Source organism: Microbacterium sp. AG790 (genome assembly GCF_003634765.1).
Taxonomy (GTDB): domain Bacteria; phylum Actinomycetota; class Actinomycetes; order Actinomycetales; family Microbacteriaceae; genus Microbacterium.
Genome location: NZ_RBWZ01000006.1, coordinates 110499 through 124530, shown reverse-complemented (window position 1 = coordinate 124530; position 14032 = coordinate 110499). Strand labels below are relative to the sequence as shown.

The 14032-nt window shown below is 71.9% G+C and carries 14 protein-coding genes and 1 riboswitch; of the genes, 5 read left to right on the top strand and 9 right to left on the bottom strand.

Annotated features, from left to right (window positions below):
- The first annotated feature begins 23 nt into the window (after window positions 1-23).
- On the top strand, window positions 24-1010 hold the full coding sequence (locus tag DEU37_RS01185; protein ID WP_121188880.1) for a sugar-binding transcriptional regulator: 987 nt from the start codon (window positions 24-26) through the stop codon (window positions 1008-1010).
- On the opposite strand, the gene DEU37_RS01180 is transcribed toward DEU37_RS01185, so the two are convergent.
- From DEU37_RS01180 to DEU37_RS01170, 3 genes are all read right to left on the bottom strand, one after another.
- A complete protein-coding gene (locus DEU37_RS01180) occupies window positions 991-1785 on the bottom strand; it encodes an energy-coupling factor transporter transmembrane protein EcfT (RefSeq protein WP_121188879.1) in 795 nt (264 codons plus the stop codon). The two genes, DEU37_RS01185 and DEU37_RS01180, sit on opposite strands and share 20 nt — an antisense overlap.
- Window positions 1782-3164: an ABC transporter ATP-binding protein gene (locus tag DEU37_RS01175; protein ID WP_121189602.1), complete on the bottom strand. Its 1383-nt coding sequence runs from the start codon at window positions 3162-3164 to the stop codon at window positions 1782-1784. Before DEU37_RS01175 ends, DEU37_RS01180 begins: the two co-directional genes overlap by 4 nt.
- Before the next feature lie 91 nt (window positions 3165-3255).
- On the bottom strand, window positions 3256-3912 hold the full coding sequence (locus tag DEU37_RS01170) for an ECF transporter S component (protein WP_121188878.1): 657 nt from the start codon (window positions 3910-3912) through the stop codon (window positions 3256-3258).
- Window positions 3905-4014: riboswitch (TPP riboswitch) on the bottom strand. (Overlaps the previous gene by 8 nt.)
- Window positions 4015-4047: 33 nt before the next feature.
- On the opposite strand from DEU37_RS01170, the gene DEU37_RS01165 reads away from it, so the two are divergent.
- Complete coding sequence (locus tag DEU37_RS01165; RefSeq protein WP_259457093.1) at window positions 4048-5457, top strand: D-alanyl-D-alanine carboxypeptidase; 1410 nt, start codon at window positions 4048-4050, stop codon at window positions 5455-5457.
- 24 nt (window positions 5458-5481) lie between these two features.
- On the opposite strand, the gene DEU37_RS01160 is transcribed toward DEU37_RS01165, so the two are convergent.
- The 5 genes from DEU37_RS01160 to DEU37_RS01140 are packed head-to-tail and all read right to left on the bottom strand — an operon-like array spanning window position 5482 to window position 10499.
- Complete coding sequence (locus tag DEU37_RS01160) at window positions 5482-7077, bottom strand: SLC13 family permease (protein WP_121188877.1); 1596 nt, start codon at window positions 7075-7077, stop codon at window positions 5482-5484.
- A gap of 32 nt (window positions 7078-7109) precedes the next feature.
- The gene (locus DEU37_RS01155) at window positions 7110-8066 is read right to left on the bottom strand and encodes a DnaJ domain-containing protein (protein WP_121188876.1); all 957 of its coding nucleotides are present in this window, start codon (window positions 8064-8066) and stop codon (window positions 7110-7112) included.
- 8 nt (window positions 8067-8074) lie between these two features.
- Window positions 8075-8602, bottom strand: coding sequence for a hypothetical protein (locus DEU37_RS01150; protein WP_121188875.1), 528 nt, complete (start codon window positions 8600-8602; stop codon window positions 8075-8077).
- Entirely contained in the window at window positions 8599-9435 is an 837-nt protein-coding gene (locus DEU37_RS01145; protein ID WP_121189600.1) for an LssY C-terminal domain-containing protein, read from the bottom strand. The genes DEU37_RS01150 and DEU37_RS01145 overlap by 4 nt, the downstream gene beginning before the upstream one ends.
- Complete coding sequence (locus DEU37_RS01140; RefSeq protein WP_121188874.1) at window positions 9432-10499, bottom strand: enoyl-CoA hydratase/isomerase family protein; 1068 nt, start codon at window positions 10497-10499, stop codon at window positions 9432-9434. The genes DEU37_RS01145 and DEU37_RS01140 overlap by 4 nt, the downstream gene beginning before the upstream one ends.
- Before the next feature lie 123 nt (window positions 10500-10622).
- Between DEU37_RS01140 and DEU37_RS01135 the strand changes: the two genes are divergently transcribed.
- Together DEU37_RS01135 and DEU37_RS01130 are read left to right on the top strand one after the other, a co-directional pair.
- Complete coding sequence (locus DEU37_RS01135; protein WP_121189599.1) at window positions 10623-11711, top strand: ATP-binding cassette domain-containing protein; 1089 nt, start codon at window positions 10623-10625, stop codon at window positions 11709-11711.
- Window positions 11708-12532 (top strand): ABC transporter permease subunit, encoded by an 825-nt coding sequence (locus DEU37_RS01130; protein WP_121188873.1) that lies wholly within the window; start codon window positions 11708-11710, stop codon window positions 12530-12532. Before DEU37_RS01135 ends, DEU37_RS01130 begins: the two co-directional genes overlap by 4 nt.
- A gap of 7 nt (window positions 12533-12539) precedes the next feature.
- On the opposite strand, the gene DEU37_RS01125 is transcribed toward DEU37_RS01130, so the two are convergent.
- Window positions 12540-12929, bottom strand: coding sequence for a hypothetical protein (locus DEU37_RS01125; RefSeq protein WP_005047872.1), 390 nt, complete (start codon window positions 12927-12929; stop codon window positions 12540-12542).
- A 125-nt stretch (window positions 12930-13054) separates the two neighbouring features.
- Here DEU37_RS01125 and DEU37_RS01120 point away from each other — a divergent pair, with 125 nt between their 5' ends.
- Window positions 13055-14032 carry an acetylxylan esterase gene (locus DEU37_RS01120; protein ID WP_121188872.1) on the top strand — a complete coding sequence of 326 codons (978 nt, stop codon included), beginning with the start codon at window positions 13055-13057 and terminating at the stop codon, window positions 14030-14032.

Below are 14032 nucleotides of genomic sequence, written 5' to 3'. Positions count from 1 at the left end.
AATGTGCATGATCAGGAGGACCCGTGAGCATCGAGACCGACGCCGAGGCGCGAGCCCGTGACGCGCTGCACGCCGCACAGCTGTATTACGTGCAGGACCAGACGATGGAGCAGATCGCCGCCGAGATGAAGCTGTCGCGATCGTCGGTCTCGCGCCTGATCGCGCACGCCCGAGAGATCGGCCTGGTGGAGATCACGGTTCATTCGCCGCAGGAGGCCACGAGCGTCGTCGCCCGCCGACTGTCCGAGCGCTACGGCATCTCGGTGCATGTCGTCAGCACTCCGCCGCGAACGACCGACGCCGAGCGCCTGGAGCGCACCGCGCGCACCGCGGCGCACGTCCTGTCGACCACGCTCGATCCCCAGGCGAGCATCGGCATCGCCTGGGGTGCGACGGTGTCGGCGATCGCCCGCCACCTGCCGACCAAGCGGTTGCGCGAATCGCAGATCGTCCAGATGAACGGCGCGGCGAACGAGTCGACCTCCGGCATCAGCTACTCGGGTGCCATTCTGGAGCGCTTCGGCCAGGCGTTCGGCACCGACGTCCAGCAGTTTCCCGTGCCCGCCTTGTTCGACGACCCGCATACGAAGCAGCTGCTGTGGCGAGAGCGCTCCATCCGCCGCGTTGTGGACGCGCAGGCGCGCGTGCAGGTGTTCGTGTTCGGGCTGGGCTCCCCCCAGGCCGACGTTCCCTCGCACGTCTATGCCGGCGGCTACCTGACCGGGGAGGACCTGAGAATGCTGCTGCGCGACGGCGTCGTCGGCGACTGCGCCACCGTGTTCTACCGGCTGGACGGCTCGACCTCCGGCATCGAGCTCAACGACCGCTCGAGCGGGCCTTCCTTCGACGTCATCCGCCGTATCCCTCGTCGCCTGTGCGCCGTGTCGAGCCTGTCCAAGATCGACGCGCTGCGCGGCGCGCTGGCGGCGGGGCTGATCACCGAACTGGTCGTCGAGGAGGCGCTCGCCCGCCGCGTCGTGGAGCTGCCGCTCAACGCGGGCCGAGGATGAAGTTCCACGTGCCCGCGGCGACGGCGACCGACACGGAGACCGCCGAGATCGCGACGCCCACCGCCACGAGCATCCACTCCCGCCCACCGAAGCGGGAGACGCGGGCCCAGGTTCGGCGACCGGGAGCACCGAAGCCGCGGGCCTCCATCGCGGTGGCGAGCTTGGAGCCGCGCCGGATGGAGAGCACGAGCAGGGCGAACGCCATGCCGGCGAAGCGTCGAATCCGACCCTGATCGGCGATGCCGCGGGCCCGGCGGGCCAGTTCGAGAGCCCTCCAGTCCTCGAGGAACAGTCCGACCATCCGCAGTCCCGCCAGCGCGCCGAGCACGAAGCGCGCGGGCAGGTGCCAGACCTGGGCGAGCCCGTCGGCCAGATCGGTGGGATCGACGGTGACGAACAGCACGACCGAGGGCAGAGCCACGGCGAGCACACGGAAGAAGGTCGCGACGGCGAGCGTGAGCGAGCCCTCGCTGATGCGCACGACGAACCACTCGACGTAGACCGGCCCGGACGCCGCGCCGTAGAGCGCGATCGTCAGGGCCGTCAGGGGCGCGGCCAGCCACACCGGCCACGTCCGCATCCAGAACTCGCGCCAGCGCAGCCCCGCGAACAGGAAGAGGACGCTCTCCAGCGCCAGCGCGACCGCAGCCGACACCCAGTCCAGCGTCACGATCAGGGTCAGGGCGATCACGGCGCTGGCGGCGAGCTTGGCGACCGGGTTGAGCTGTGCGACGACACCGGGCCGGGTGCACGTGTTCGCGGCGAGCAGGCTCATGCCGCCGCCTGCGCACCCAGGGCGAAGCGCCGGGCGCGGAGCGCGTCGACGACGGCCTCGTCGTGGGTGATCGCCACGATCGCCGATCCGTCGTCGCGCAGGCGGGCGAGCAACGCGACCAGCTCCGCCCACGTGCGCGCGTCCTGACCGAAGGTCGGCTCGTCCAGCACGAGCACACGCGGGGCGGTGGCGAGGACGGCGGCGACGGTGAGTCGGCGTTTCTCCCCTCCCGACAGCGTGTACGGGTTGGCGGCGGCGAGCGCGCTCAGCCGCAAGCGTTCCAGGAGCTCGTCGACGCGGGCGGCGCAGGCGGCCTCGTCCATCCCGAGCGCGCGCGGCCCGACCTCGAGCTCGCCGCGCACCGATCGGGCGAGCAGCTGATGCTCCGGGTCCTGGAAGACGGTGCCGATGCGGGTGAGAAGCTCACGTGAGCGCCACGCGATCGGCGCCGGCGCGGCGCCGGCGGCGAGCGGCGCGGAGGCCGACAGCTCGCCGGATGCCGGGCGCAGCAGTCCCGCGAGGGTGAGCCCGAGCGTCGACTTGCCGGCGCCGTTGGGTCCCGTGATCGCGAGCACCTCACCCGCGCGGACCTCGAGATCGATGCCGGTCGCGACCGGCACGCCGCGCACCCGCGCGACGGCCAGCTCCCGCGCGCGCAGCAGCCCCTCCCCCGCGCCGGCAGCGGGCGGGGGAGGCACGGCCGGAGGGATGCCGGGAACCCAGACGCCCGCATCGGCGAGTTCCGCACCCCGCGCGCCGAGCACGCTCTGCGGGGGGCCGTCGGCGAGAAGGCCGTCAGCCCCGAGCACGATCACCCGGTCGACGAGGGGCAGCCAGACATCGACGCGATGCTCCACGACCACGAGCGTCGCCCCCGTGGCGTCGAGGACGCGTCCCACGGCGTCGCGGACGTCGGCGACGCCCACCGGGTCGAGGTTGGCGGTCGGCTCATCCAGCAGCAGCAGCCCCGGGCGCATGGCGAGCGCGCCGGCGAGGGCGAGGCGCTGCTTCTGCCCGCCCGACAGCGCGTGCGTGGGCCGGTCGATGCCGACGTCCAGCCGCACGGCATCCAGTGCGGCGTGCACCCGCGGCCAGATCTCCTCGCGCGGCACGCCCAGGTTCTCGCAGCCGAAGGCGACGTCGTCGCCCACCCGCGCCAGAATCACCTGCGCGTCCGGGTCCTGCAGCACGAGGCCCGCCCGTCCGCGCGCCGCCGCGGCCGGTGCCCCGTCGATCAGCAGCGCTCCCGCCGACTCTCCTTCTTCGTCGCCGCCCAGCACCCCGGCAAGTCCCTGGAGCAGGGTGGACTTGCCCGCGCCGGAAGCGCCGAGCAGGAGCACGCGCTCACCCGGGTCGATGCGCAACGAGACGTCGCGCACCGCCCAGGCCCGCCGTGACGCATGTCGCCAGCCCCATCCGTGGGCGCTGACCGCGGCCGGTGCGACCGATCCGCCGAGGTCGACCGCCACGTCAGACGAGGTCGCGGCGTTCGCGCCCCACGGCGAAACGATCCAGCGCGCCGGTCGCGGCAAGGCCCCGGGCGAGCACCCACGACAGGGCTCCGGCGATGACGGCGCCCGAGAGGGTGGTGCAGATCATGTAGATCACGGTGAACGCGGCGTCGGCCCCGGCATACCAGAGGATCAGGTTGTTGATGCCCCCCGCGATGGCCGCGCCGGCTCCGGCGAGGATCGCCACCGGCAGCTTCCACGTCCGGTAGAGGAACAGCAGGAAGACGAGCTCGGCTCCGAGCCCCTGGACGAGCCCGGCTTCCAGAGTGAGGAAGCCGCCCCACTGGTTGCCGACGAGGGCGGAGACGACGGCGGCGAGCGTCTCGGTGTACAGCGCCGCTCCGGGCTTGCGGATGATGAGCGCTCCGAGCACGCCGGCGAACAACCACGGACCGTCCAGCAGGCCCTGCATGCCGGGCAGCAGCGGGTCGAGCAGGCTCTTGGGGCCGAGGTAGCCGATGTTCCAGAGCAGGAAGATCAGGCCCGATGCGACGCCGATGACGCTGGCGACGACGATGTCGACAACTCTCCAGCGCAGACGGCCGATACCGATACGGGAATGGGATGCCGCGGCATCCGACGAGGTGGTGGTGGACGGGGACGCAGACGCGTGCATATTCTCTCCTCCCTGCGCCGGCATGATCCGGATCAGGTTCGACGGTCGAAGCGTGGATCGCTTCCTCTCAGCCCGGCTCACCGGACTCCCGTGGTTGTGCGCTCGAGTATAGCGGCGAACGGGTACGTTGGGCGGGTGACCTCGGACGCCGCGCCCCCGCCGTCGCGCCGCGCGCTGCGGGAGAGCACCGCCCCGACCGACACCATCGTCGTCCGCAATCGCGCGGGCCGCCGCGCGCTCGCCTGGGTCGACGACGAGACCGTCACCGGCGCGGTGGACACGTCGGCGGCCTCCACCGCCGCGCCCGACCTGCTGCAGAGGCGTCCGCGGCGTTCGCCCTTGCGCGCCGGCGTGGTCGTGCCGCTGCTCACCACTGTCGGCGTCTGCGGCGCCTACGCGGCTGCGACGCTCCTGTGGCCGCTGTGGGCCGTCGCGCCGACCGTGCGCGAGATCACGCCCGATGGGCCGGTGGCCACCGCCTCGACAGTGGCCTGGCCGGCCGCCGGTGCCGGCGCCGTCGGAGTCGCGGGATTCGATGCCGTCGCGGCCTCCTCGAGCGCACCCGTGTCGATGGCGAGCATCTCCAAGGTCGTCACCGTCCTGATGATCCTCGACGAGATGCCGCTGGCCGTCGGACAGTCCGGCCCGGAGTTCACCTTCACCTCGCGGGACCGCCAGACCTACTGGGACTACCTGGCCGACGACGAATCGGCGCTGGACGTGCCCGTCGGTGGCACGCTCAGCGAGTACCAGATGCTGCAGGGCATTCTGATGGGCTCGGCGGGCAACTACACCAATCGACTCGCCAGCACCCTCTGGCCCACCGACGAGGTCTTCGCGCAGGCCGCACGGGCCTGGCTCGACCGGCACGGCCTCGGGGCGATCACGCTGTCCGAACCGACGGGAATCGACCCGGCCAACACCGCCGAGCCGGCCGCCCTGGTCACCCTGGCGCAGATCGCCCTCGCCCACCCGGTGGTCGCGGAGATCGCCCGCACCCGCACGGTCGAGCTGCCCGGCGCGGGCGAGGTCACCAACACGAACGATCTGCTGAGCGATCCCGGCGTGGTGGGCCTGAAGACGGGCAGCCTGGCGGCGTTCTACAATCTGCTCGCCGCGAAGGACATCACCGTCGGCTCCACGCCGGTGCGCGTCTACGCCACCGCGCTCGGCCAGCCCACGGCGGAGGCACGCGATCAGGAGACGGCGCGTCTGCTGTCCGAGGTCACGGCCGAGGTCTCCAGGCCCCTCACGCTGCCGGCCGGCACGCTCGCCGGCGTCGTGAGCACCGCCTGGGGGGCGACGGCGAACATCGTGACGGATGCCGACGCGGCCGTGATCCTCTGGAACGTCGCAGCGGCGACGACGACCACGACGCTCGATCTGGGACAGGCCCGCACGGCGAATGCCGCCGTCGGGCAGGTGCTGGTGCGCGGCCCCCTGGGCGGGACCACCGTCGGGGTGCATCTGACGGCCGACCTCCCCGACCCCGACGCGTGGTGGCGTCTCACCCACCCGCTGCAGCTCTGGGGACTTGCGAACTGAGCCCGCCCGCGGCGGCGCGCGGCGTCAGAACGGCCAGATCAGCGGAACATACAGCACCGCCACCGCGAGGTACACGAACATCAGCGGCAACCCGAGCCTGCCGTAGTCGCCGAACCGATAGCCGCCCGGCTGCATCACCATGAGGTTCGCGGGCGTCGCGACCGGTGTGAGGAATGCCGCGGCTCCGGCGACGGTGAGCGCCATCATGAACGGCTGCACGCTCACCTGGAGCGACTGCGAGATCGCGACGGCGATGGGGATCACGACCAGGACGGTGGCGACGTTGGAGATGAACTGGCCGAGCACCATCGTCAGCACGCAGAGCACCAGCAGCGCCAGGTGGGGTGAACCGGTGCCGATGACGCCGAGGACGGCGCCCGCGACGACGTCGGCGGCGCCCGTCGACACGAAGGCGGAAGACAGCGGGACCATCCCGGCGATGAGGATGACGGTGGTCCACGAGATGGCGCGATAGGTCTGCGGAACGCTCAAGACCCGCGTCAGCACGAGTGCTCCGGCCGCGAGCAGTCCCGCCACGGCTGCGGGAACCAGGCCCGTCGCGAGCAGCAGGACCATCACCGCCAGGATGCCGATGGCCCGTTTGGCGCCTCGGCCGAGGGGAACCGCGCGCTGGAGGATCTGGGGAGGTGTGACGGCGATGACGTCGGGCGATTGGGTGTAGCGCGTCAGGGCAGCCCACGACCCCTGCACCAGCATCGCGTCACCGGCGCGCAACACGAGCGATCCGGCGACACCGGTGCCGCGTGAGGCGTTCGGCCCGTCCTCCTCGCCGCGGCGGACGGCGAGGATCACCAGGTTCTGCTCGCTCGTGGTCATGCCCGCCGATGCGGTGCGCCCGATGAGGCGCGAGCGGGGCGAGACCAGCACCTCGGCGACGCCCTCGCGCACGCTGAACAGGCGGCCGGTGTCGAGGTCGACGTCGTAGCTGTCGCGGAGGGTCTGGGCGTGCTCACGCGGATCGGGGGCGAGATCGCTCAGACGTTCGGCACTACGAGACGGCAGCAGCCGTCCTCCGCCGAGCGCGACGATGACGACGGTGCACACCACGAGAGGGATGCCGGCGAGCGCGAACTCGAAGAAGCCGAACTCCCGCCCGCCGGCGGAGACGGCGGCCTCACTGACCACGATGTTCACGGGGGTGCCGGTGAGCGTGAGCAGCGAGCCCGCACTGGCGGCGAATGCCAGCGGGATCAGCAGTTTCGACGGAGCGATGCCGGCACGTACGGCGACGACGACCACGACCGGCAGCAGTGCGGCGACGGCGCCGTTGATGGAGATGAAAGCGGTGAGCACGGCCGCCAGAGCGCCGATGACGACGGTGAGGCGGGCCCTGCCCGCGCCCGCGCGGGTGACGACCTGATGGCCCAGCCAGGCCGTGACACCCGTGGCATCCAGCGCTTCACTCACGACGAACAGCGACGCGATGAACAGCACCGTGGGGTCGCCGAACCCGGCGAACGCCTCGCCGAGGGTGAGCACCCCGGTGGCCCAGAGCGCGAGCGCGACACCCACGGCGACGAGCGCCAACGGCACCTTGCCGCTGACGAACGCGATGACCGCGAGCGCGAGGATCACGAAGGTCCAGCCGGCGGGGTCCATGCCCTCACCCTAGACGGCGAGCCGGACGCTCCTCAGACGAAGCGCACGGTCTGCTGCAGGCGTGTGCGCACGTCGAACAGCTCGTTGCCGCCGATGTCGCGGGCCCCGGTCAGGCCCCGCCGGAGCACCGTCGCCAACGCCGAACGGGCGACGACCGCGACCGGCAGCGAGCGCACCTTGCCGATCTCCTCGATCGCGCTGACGACGTCGTCGTCGGGCAGCACGACGATCGCGCCGCTGAAGCGGACACGCGCCGCGCGCGCCAGCACGCGTGCCCCCGTGACCAGGTCGGCGATCGGAGAACCCTCGACACCGTCACCGATCAGCTCACCGCGGCGCAGTCGCACCGGACCACCGAGATCCTCGCTGAGCAGAGCGTAGAGGCCGCTCGGTCCGAGCACGATGTGATCGACCTTCACAGACGCATCACGCGGGTCCACGGCGACGTCGTGCCACACCGTGTACCCCATTCCCAGGTCACCGATGACACGCGCACTGGCCTCTTCGGCGAGGGCATCCGCGAGCATCCGCTTCAGCTCGCGCGGGGCCGCGCGCACCAGCGCCGGGTCGTACGGGTCGGGCAGCTCGGTGCCGCGCCCCGCCCACTCGCGGATGAGATCCAGATAGCGCTCGCGGCGCCAGCCCCCGGGTTGACCGAACGAACGCGCCCGCGGGCGCGTGTCGGCCGGGCGCGACGGCGGACGCCAGCTCGTGCCGGCGCCGCTGCCGTCACCGTCGGCGCCGTCCGGACCGTATGACGGCGCCGAGGCGCCGAAACCGTGACCGCGATCGTAGGCGCTCCGGGCATCCGGCGTGCCGACGAGCTCCCACGCGCGCTGCACGTGGACGAAGAGCGCGGCATCGCCGCCGGTGTCGGGGTGGGTCTGACGCAGCCGCAGGCGATACGCCTTGCGGAGCTCGTCGTCGGCGGCATCCGCCGCGACCCCGAGCACCTCGTAGGCGGACGCGGAAAGGGGACTGTCGAACACGGGACCTCTCAGCGCTTCTCGTTGCGACGGGCGTAGGCCGCGGCGCTGCGGCTGGACAGGGCGAGCAGCACGAGGATGTCGAGCGCCAGGGCGGGCAGCGTCGTGAACAGCGTGATCTCCTGATCGCGCGCCCACCAGCTCGCGAAAGCGCTGGCGATGGACAGGGTGGCGACGCTCATCACCGCGACGCGTGCGAGGTTGCTGCCGAAGAACAGCAGGATCACGCACACGAGCTGGATCACCACGGCCGCACCGAGAACGACGAGCAGGACCGCGAGAGAGGCGTCGGCCAGATCAGGGGTGACATCGCCGCCGTCGAGATCGAGGACGAGCTGGCTCGCGTAGCCCGTCCAGTTCACCGCGAGCTCGACCATCGAGGCGATCCCGACGAGCGCGCTCAGCAGCACCAGGGCGGCACCGGTCACCGTCGTCGACGGCCGCGGCATCTTCGGGTCATGGGCGATCGGCTGCAGCAGCCGGGTCACCGGCTCGTAGGACGGCCGACGCTCGGGCCGCACGTGCCGCTGCCCGCTCATGCGACGGCCTCCTCGGAGATGCGCACGGCGCGCACGTCGACCACGGGCAGGTCGCCATCGGTGCGGATGCTGTCCCCGCCGCCGTTGCGGGCGTGGTAGCCCGTGGAGAAGTCCGCGATCACGTCCACCCGCACGGCCGGCTCGCCGGTTCGGAGAGTGGCGACGATGTGATCGCGCTCGACGTCGGTGTCGGCGTCGATGCGGTGGGTGACCTGCAGGGTGAACAGCGACAGCCCGACCGAGGTGTCGAACGTGCCCGCCGCCAGCCAGTCGACGCGGCGGCCTCCCGGCAGCAGCCACCCGTCCGGACATCTCCAGAAGCGCACGTGGTGGCGCTGCGCCGGGTTGCCGTCGACCTCTTGCTGATAGGCGAAGTCCTGCTGACGGCCGAAGAGGAACAGGGGGCTCACCGGGGCTTCGTGGTAGCTGCGGCGACGCAGGGTCGAGGTGACGATGCGCCAGGACGACGCGAAGGTGACGGGATCGGCCTTGGTCCACCCCGAGGCCCGCATCGCCCGCTCGATCTGCTCGCCGTCTCCCAGGAAGGCGAGGTTCACAGGGTCGCCGAGAAGCCCGTCGCTCGTGCGGGCGCGACCGATGAAGTAGTCGGGCACGTAGATCGTCGTCAGGATCCGGTGCAGTCGGGGCAGCACGAGGTAGGCCAGCAGCAGCCAGAACAGCAGGAAGCCGAGGATGCCCCACCACCCGACCGCGAAGCTCTCGGTGAAGCCCAGATAGGCGAGCCAGATGGCCGCCAGCCCCGCGAAGACGAAGAAGAACTGGTCGATCGCGACGCCGATCGACCACCTGCGGTGCGCGCGCGTGCGCGTCATCGCGGCGCCCACAGCGCCAGTGGCGGCTCGAACGCCAGCGCCCGCTCGGCCAGCCCGTCCTCGAGGTCGGCGAGCGCGGCCGGATGCCAGTGCGGGTCGCGGTCCTTGTCGACCAGCTGCGCCCGGATGCCCTCGGGCAGATCGGGCTGCGTCTGGGCGAACCACAGTACGAGGCCATACTCCTGCGCGAGCGCGGCGCGAAGATCCGGCAACCGCCGGGCGGCACGGACGGCGGCCAGCGTGACGGTCAACGCGGTGGGCGCGAGCGCCGCGAGCGTCTCGGCGGTGGCCACGGCATCCGCCTCGGGCCGCGCACGCAGCCGCGCGATGATCTCGGCGACGGTGTCGGCCGCGAAAGCGTCGTCGATCCACGGACGAGCCGCGACGAGCCGAGACGGCCCCGACGTCTCGTCGAACAGCAGCACGATCTCGGCCGGGGTCCCGGGGTCGGCACGATCGGCCAGCGCCGCGCGCAGGTCTCCGATCCGCTCGCTCGGCACCAGCGCATCGGCGAAGCCGGCAGCGAGGGCGTCCGCGGCATCCATCGCCTCGCCGGTCAGCGCGAGGTACTCGCCGAGCCGTCCGGGCGCGCGCGCCAGCAGCCACGAGCCGCCCACATCCGGAGTGAAACCGATCCGTGTCTCGGGCATGGCCAGGCGCGAGCGTTCCGTGACGACACGGACCGCCGCATGCCCGGCCAGCCCGATGCCACCACCCATCGTCACACCGTCGGCGACGACGACGATCGGCTTCGGATACGTGGCGATACGCAGGTTCAGGGCGTACTCGGCGCGGAAGAAGTGCGCGGTCTCGTCGACCCGGCCGGCGACGATCCACTCGCGAAGGCCCCGCACGTCTCCCCCGGCGCACAGGCCCCGCTCGCCCGCACCGTCCAGCAGCACCACCTCGATGTCGGCGTCGTGCTCCCAGCGGTCCAGGGCGGCGGAGATCGTCTGGATCATGCCCAGGTCGAGTGCGTTGATGGCGCGCGGACGGTTGAGGGTCAGGTGGCCCACTCCCCGGACGGTGCGGACCAGCACGGTGGGTTCGGCGGCATCGCTCACGCTCGCAACGTTACCCGCGCCGTCGGTCTCGGCGCCTCCCGCGCGGGCACCCGGCCGGCGCGGGCCGATCGGGCAGGATGGAGGCAACGGCCGACGAAGGTCGGCGATGACGAGAGGATGACGATGCCCGAAGGACACCTCCTCGAGTTCCGTGGGGTCACGAAGACATTCGGTGCGGTCCGCGCCGTCGACGACTTCACCGCCCGCGTCGAGCCCGGACGGGTCACCGGCTTCCTCGGCCCCAACGGCGCGGGCAAGACCACGTCGTTGCGCATCCTGCTCGCGCTCGTGCGCGCCACCTCGGGCAGCGCCACCATCGGCGGCCGCCGGTACTCGGAGCTGCGCCACCCCCTGCAGACGGTCGGCGCCGCGCTCGAGGCCTCCAGCTTCCATCCGGGTCGCACCGCCGCCGGCCACCTCACCGTCGCCGTGCAGGCCGCCGGGCTCCCGCGCGGACGAGTGGACGAGGTCCTGGGCCTCGTGGGGCTCGCCGACGCCGCCGGTCGCAAGGTGGGCGGTTTCTCGCTCGGCATGCGTCAGCGCCTCAGCCTGGCGTACACCCTGCTCGGAGATCCCGGCGTGCTGGTGCTCGATGAGCCCGCGAACGGCTTGGACCCCGAGGGGATCAAGTGGCTGCGCGGCTTCCTCGGCCAGCTGGCCGGCGAAGGACGAACGGTGCTGGTGTCCTCGCACATGCTCGCCGAGGTGCAGCAGACGGTGTCGGCGCTGCTGGTCATCTCCCGCGGCCGGCTGGTGTACGAGGGCGACATCGGCGACCTCGTCGGCGCGGACGACGTGGCGACGGTCATCGATGCCCCCGACCGCACGGCGCTGGCGAATGCTCTGGATGCCGCGGGCATCGCGTACACGCCCCTGCGCTCCGGCTTCACCGTGCGCGGCGCCGAGCCGGCCCATCTCGGTGCCATCGCTGCGGCGGCCGGAGTCGCCCTGTCGCACTTGCAGCGGCGTGGCCCGGTGCTGGAGGAGGTGTTCCTCGAGCTGGTGAACGGCACACGGGTGCAGGCGCCGACGCCGGCGGCTCCGGCGGCATCGGCTCCGGACCCGCTCACGCTGCCGCTCACGGCCGCCGCCGTTCCGGCCGCGGCCTCGCCGGAGGACGCAGAGCCGGGCGTCGAGGACGCCGAGTACATCCACGCGGTCGAGGACGACCCCAGCGACACGGTCGCCGCCGAGGAAGGAGACCCGCGATGAGCCTCGTCAACGCGTCCCGTTCGGAACTCACCAAGCAGTTCACCACGGCGATGTGGTGGGTTCTCGCCGTCGTGCTGCTCGCCTATGTCGGCGTGACCGCCGGCGGCCTGTCCGCCGTGTTCGGCGCGGTCGCGAGCGGCACGCTGCCCGGCGGCACGACGAGCGGTGCCCGGGTGTCGCCGACGAGCCTTCCTCCGCTCATCTACAGCCTCGCCACCTCGGTCGGCTACGTCTTCCCCCTGCTCATCGGCACGCTGCTCGTGACGAACGAGTTCCGGCACAAGACGCTGACGCCGACGTTCCTGGCCACGCCGCGACGCGAGATCGCCCTCGTCGGCAAGCTGGCCGCCGCAGTCGTCATGGGCATGCTGTACGCCGCCGTCGCGCTCATCGCGGCGGTCGGGATCGGAGCAGCGGCGCTCGCGGCGTTCGGAATCGACACGCGGCTGGGCGAGACCGACACCTGGGCGATGATCGGGCGCATCGTGGCGAGCTTCGTCCTGTGGACGCTGATCGGCGTCGGCGTGGGCACGCTGGTGCGCAATCAGGTCGCCGCCGTCGTCGGCGTGCTGGCCTTCACACAGTTTCTCGAGCCCATCGCGCGCACCGTCGCGACGCTGGTCGACGGCGTGTCGGGGGTGACCGCCTACCTGCCCGGCGCGGCATCGGACGCCCTCGTCGGCTCCAGCATCTACGCGACGATGGGCGCAGGCGGGGCCGTGCCCCTCGCATGGTGGGGCGGCGGCGTGGTGCTGCTGGCGTACGCCGCCGTGTTCCTCGGCCTCGGCTACCTGACGAGCTGGCGCCGCGACGTGGCCTGATCGGCCGTCAGGAGTCGGCGAGTTCGACGACGTCCGACGCGTCGTCGCCGTCGAGCCGCAACGCCTGGACGAGGGCGACGCCGTGACGAGTCGTCAGCACGAGGCGTTCGAACTCGGCATCCTCGGACAGATCGACGACCACCGCCGGGCGACGTCGGCGCACCAGCACGAAGTCGTTGCCGCTCGCGGAGCGCCAGGTTCCCATCGCGACGGTGCCGCGCACCTGCGTGCCGGGGCTGGGCACTCCGCGCAGCCAGGTCCAGGCGTCGTCGGTCAGCTGCACCCGGAGGATGTGAGACCTGTCGACGCGCACGCTCTCCGATCGCCGCGACAGGGCGCGTTCGACGCCCGACAGCACGACCTCGAGCTGCGTCGAATCGAGCAGCAGGGTCACCATGACTTCAGTCTGCCAGCGCGACCATGTGCGGATGCTCACAGCCCCGCAACGATCCGGTCTCGGCGCGGGCGATATCGTGGAACGTCGGCCGCGATGCGCCGGCGTCACCCGACACGGAGTCCCCGATGCCTCGATTCGATCTCGATCTCCCCGCCCTCGAAGCGTTCCGTCCCGCGGTGCGCGAGCCGGCCGACTTCGACGAGTTCTGGGCGCGGACGATCGCGCAGTCGCGCGCCGTCGGCGGCGAGATCGTCGTCGAGCCGGTGGAGACCGTGCTGAGCACCATCGACGTGTTCGACGTGACGTTCCCGGGGTTCGCCGGCGAACCCGTGAAGGCGTGGCTGCACACGCCCCGACGCTCCGACGACGCCGCGGCACTGCCGACGGTCATCGAGTTCAACGGGTACGGCGGAGGTCGCGGGCTTCCGACCGAGCGGCTCGGCTGGGCCTCGGCCGGCTACGCGCATCTGTTCATGGACACGCGTGGGCAGGGATCCACCTGGGGCGCTCCGGGCGCAACACCGGATCCGCACGGCACGGGACCCTCGACCAACGGTTACATGACCCGCGGCATCGAATCACCCGAGGACTACTACTACCGCCGCGTGTTCACCGACGCGGTGCGCCTCATCGACGCCGCCCGCACCCTTCCCCGGGTGGATGCGGCGCGCATCGCCGTCACCGGTGGCAGCCAGGGCGGCGGCATCACGCTGGCCGCGGCCGCGCTGAGCGAGGGCCTCGTCGCGGTCATGCCCGACGTGCCGTTCCTCTGCCATTTCGAGCGCGCGATCGGGATGACCGACCGCGAGCCGTACCACGAGGTGGTGCGCTACCTGTCGGTGCACCGGGGCGCCACGCAGCGGGTGCTCGACACGCTCTCCTATTTCGACGGCGTCAACTTCGCTCGCCGCCTGAGTGCGCCCGCGCTGTTCTCCGTCGGCCTGCTCGACCCGGTGTGCCCGCCCTCGACCGTCTACGCCGCCTACAACCACGTCGACCGCGGCGACAAGCAGATCCGCGTCTACGACTTCAACGAGCACGAAGGCGGTCAGGCCTTCCAATGGGAGGAGCAGGCGCGCTTCCTCGCGCAGATCCTCGGCTGA

What these genes read in the sequence shown, in the direction of transcription:
- DEU37_RS01180 (WP_121188879.1), bottom strand. Translation starts at nt 1,785, where the DNA reads ATGAGCCTGCTCGCCGCGAACACGTGCACCCGGCCCGGTGTCGTCGCA.
- DEU37_RS01170 (WP_121188878.1), bottom strand. Translation starts at nt 3,912, where the DNA reads ATGCACGCGTCTGCGTCCCCGTCCACCACCACCTCGTCGGATGCCGCG.
- DEU37_RS01160 (WP_121188877.1), bottom strand. Translation starts at nt 7,077, where the DNA reads ATGGACCCCGCCGGCTGGACCTTCGTGATCCTCGCGCTCGCGGTCATC.
- DEU37_RS01150 (WP_121188875.1), bottom strand. Translation starts at nt 8,602, where the DNA reads ATGAGCGGGCAGCGGCACGTGCGGCCCGAGCGTCGGCCGTCCTACGAG.
- DEU37_RS01145 (WP_121189600.1), bottom strand. Translation starts at nt 9,435, where the DNA reads ATGACGCGCACGCGCGCGCACCGCAGGTGGTCGATCGGCGTCGCGATC.
- DEU37_RS01135 (WP_121189599.1), top strand. Translation starts at nt 10,623, where the DNA reads ATGCCCGAAGGACACCTCCTCGAGTTCCGTGGGGTCACGAAGACATTC.
- DEU37_RS01130 (WP_121188873.1), top strand. Translation starts at nt 11,708, where the DNA reads ATGAGCCTCGTCAACGCGTCCCGTTCGGAACTCACCAAGCAGTTCACC.
- DEU37_RS01125 (WP_005047872.1), bottom strand. Translation starts at nt 12,929, where the DNA reads ATGGTGACCCTGCTGCTCGATTCGACGCAGCTCGAGGTCGTGCTGTCG.
- DEU37_RS01120 (WP_121188872.1), top strand. Translation starts at nt 13,055, where the DNA reads ATGCCTCGATTCGATCTCGATCTCCCCGCCCTCGAAGCGTTCCGTCCC.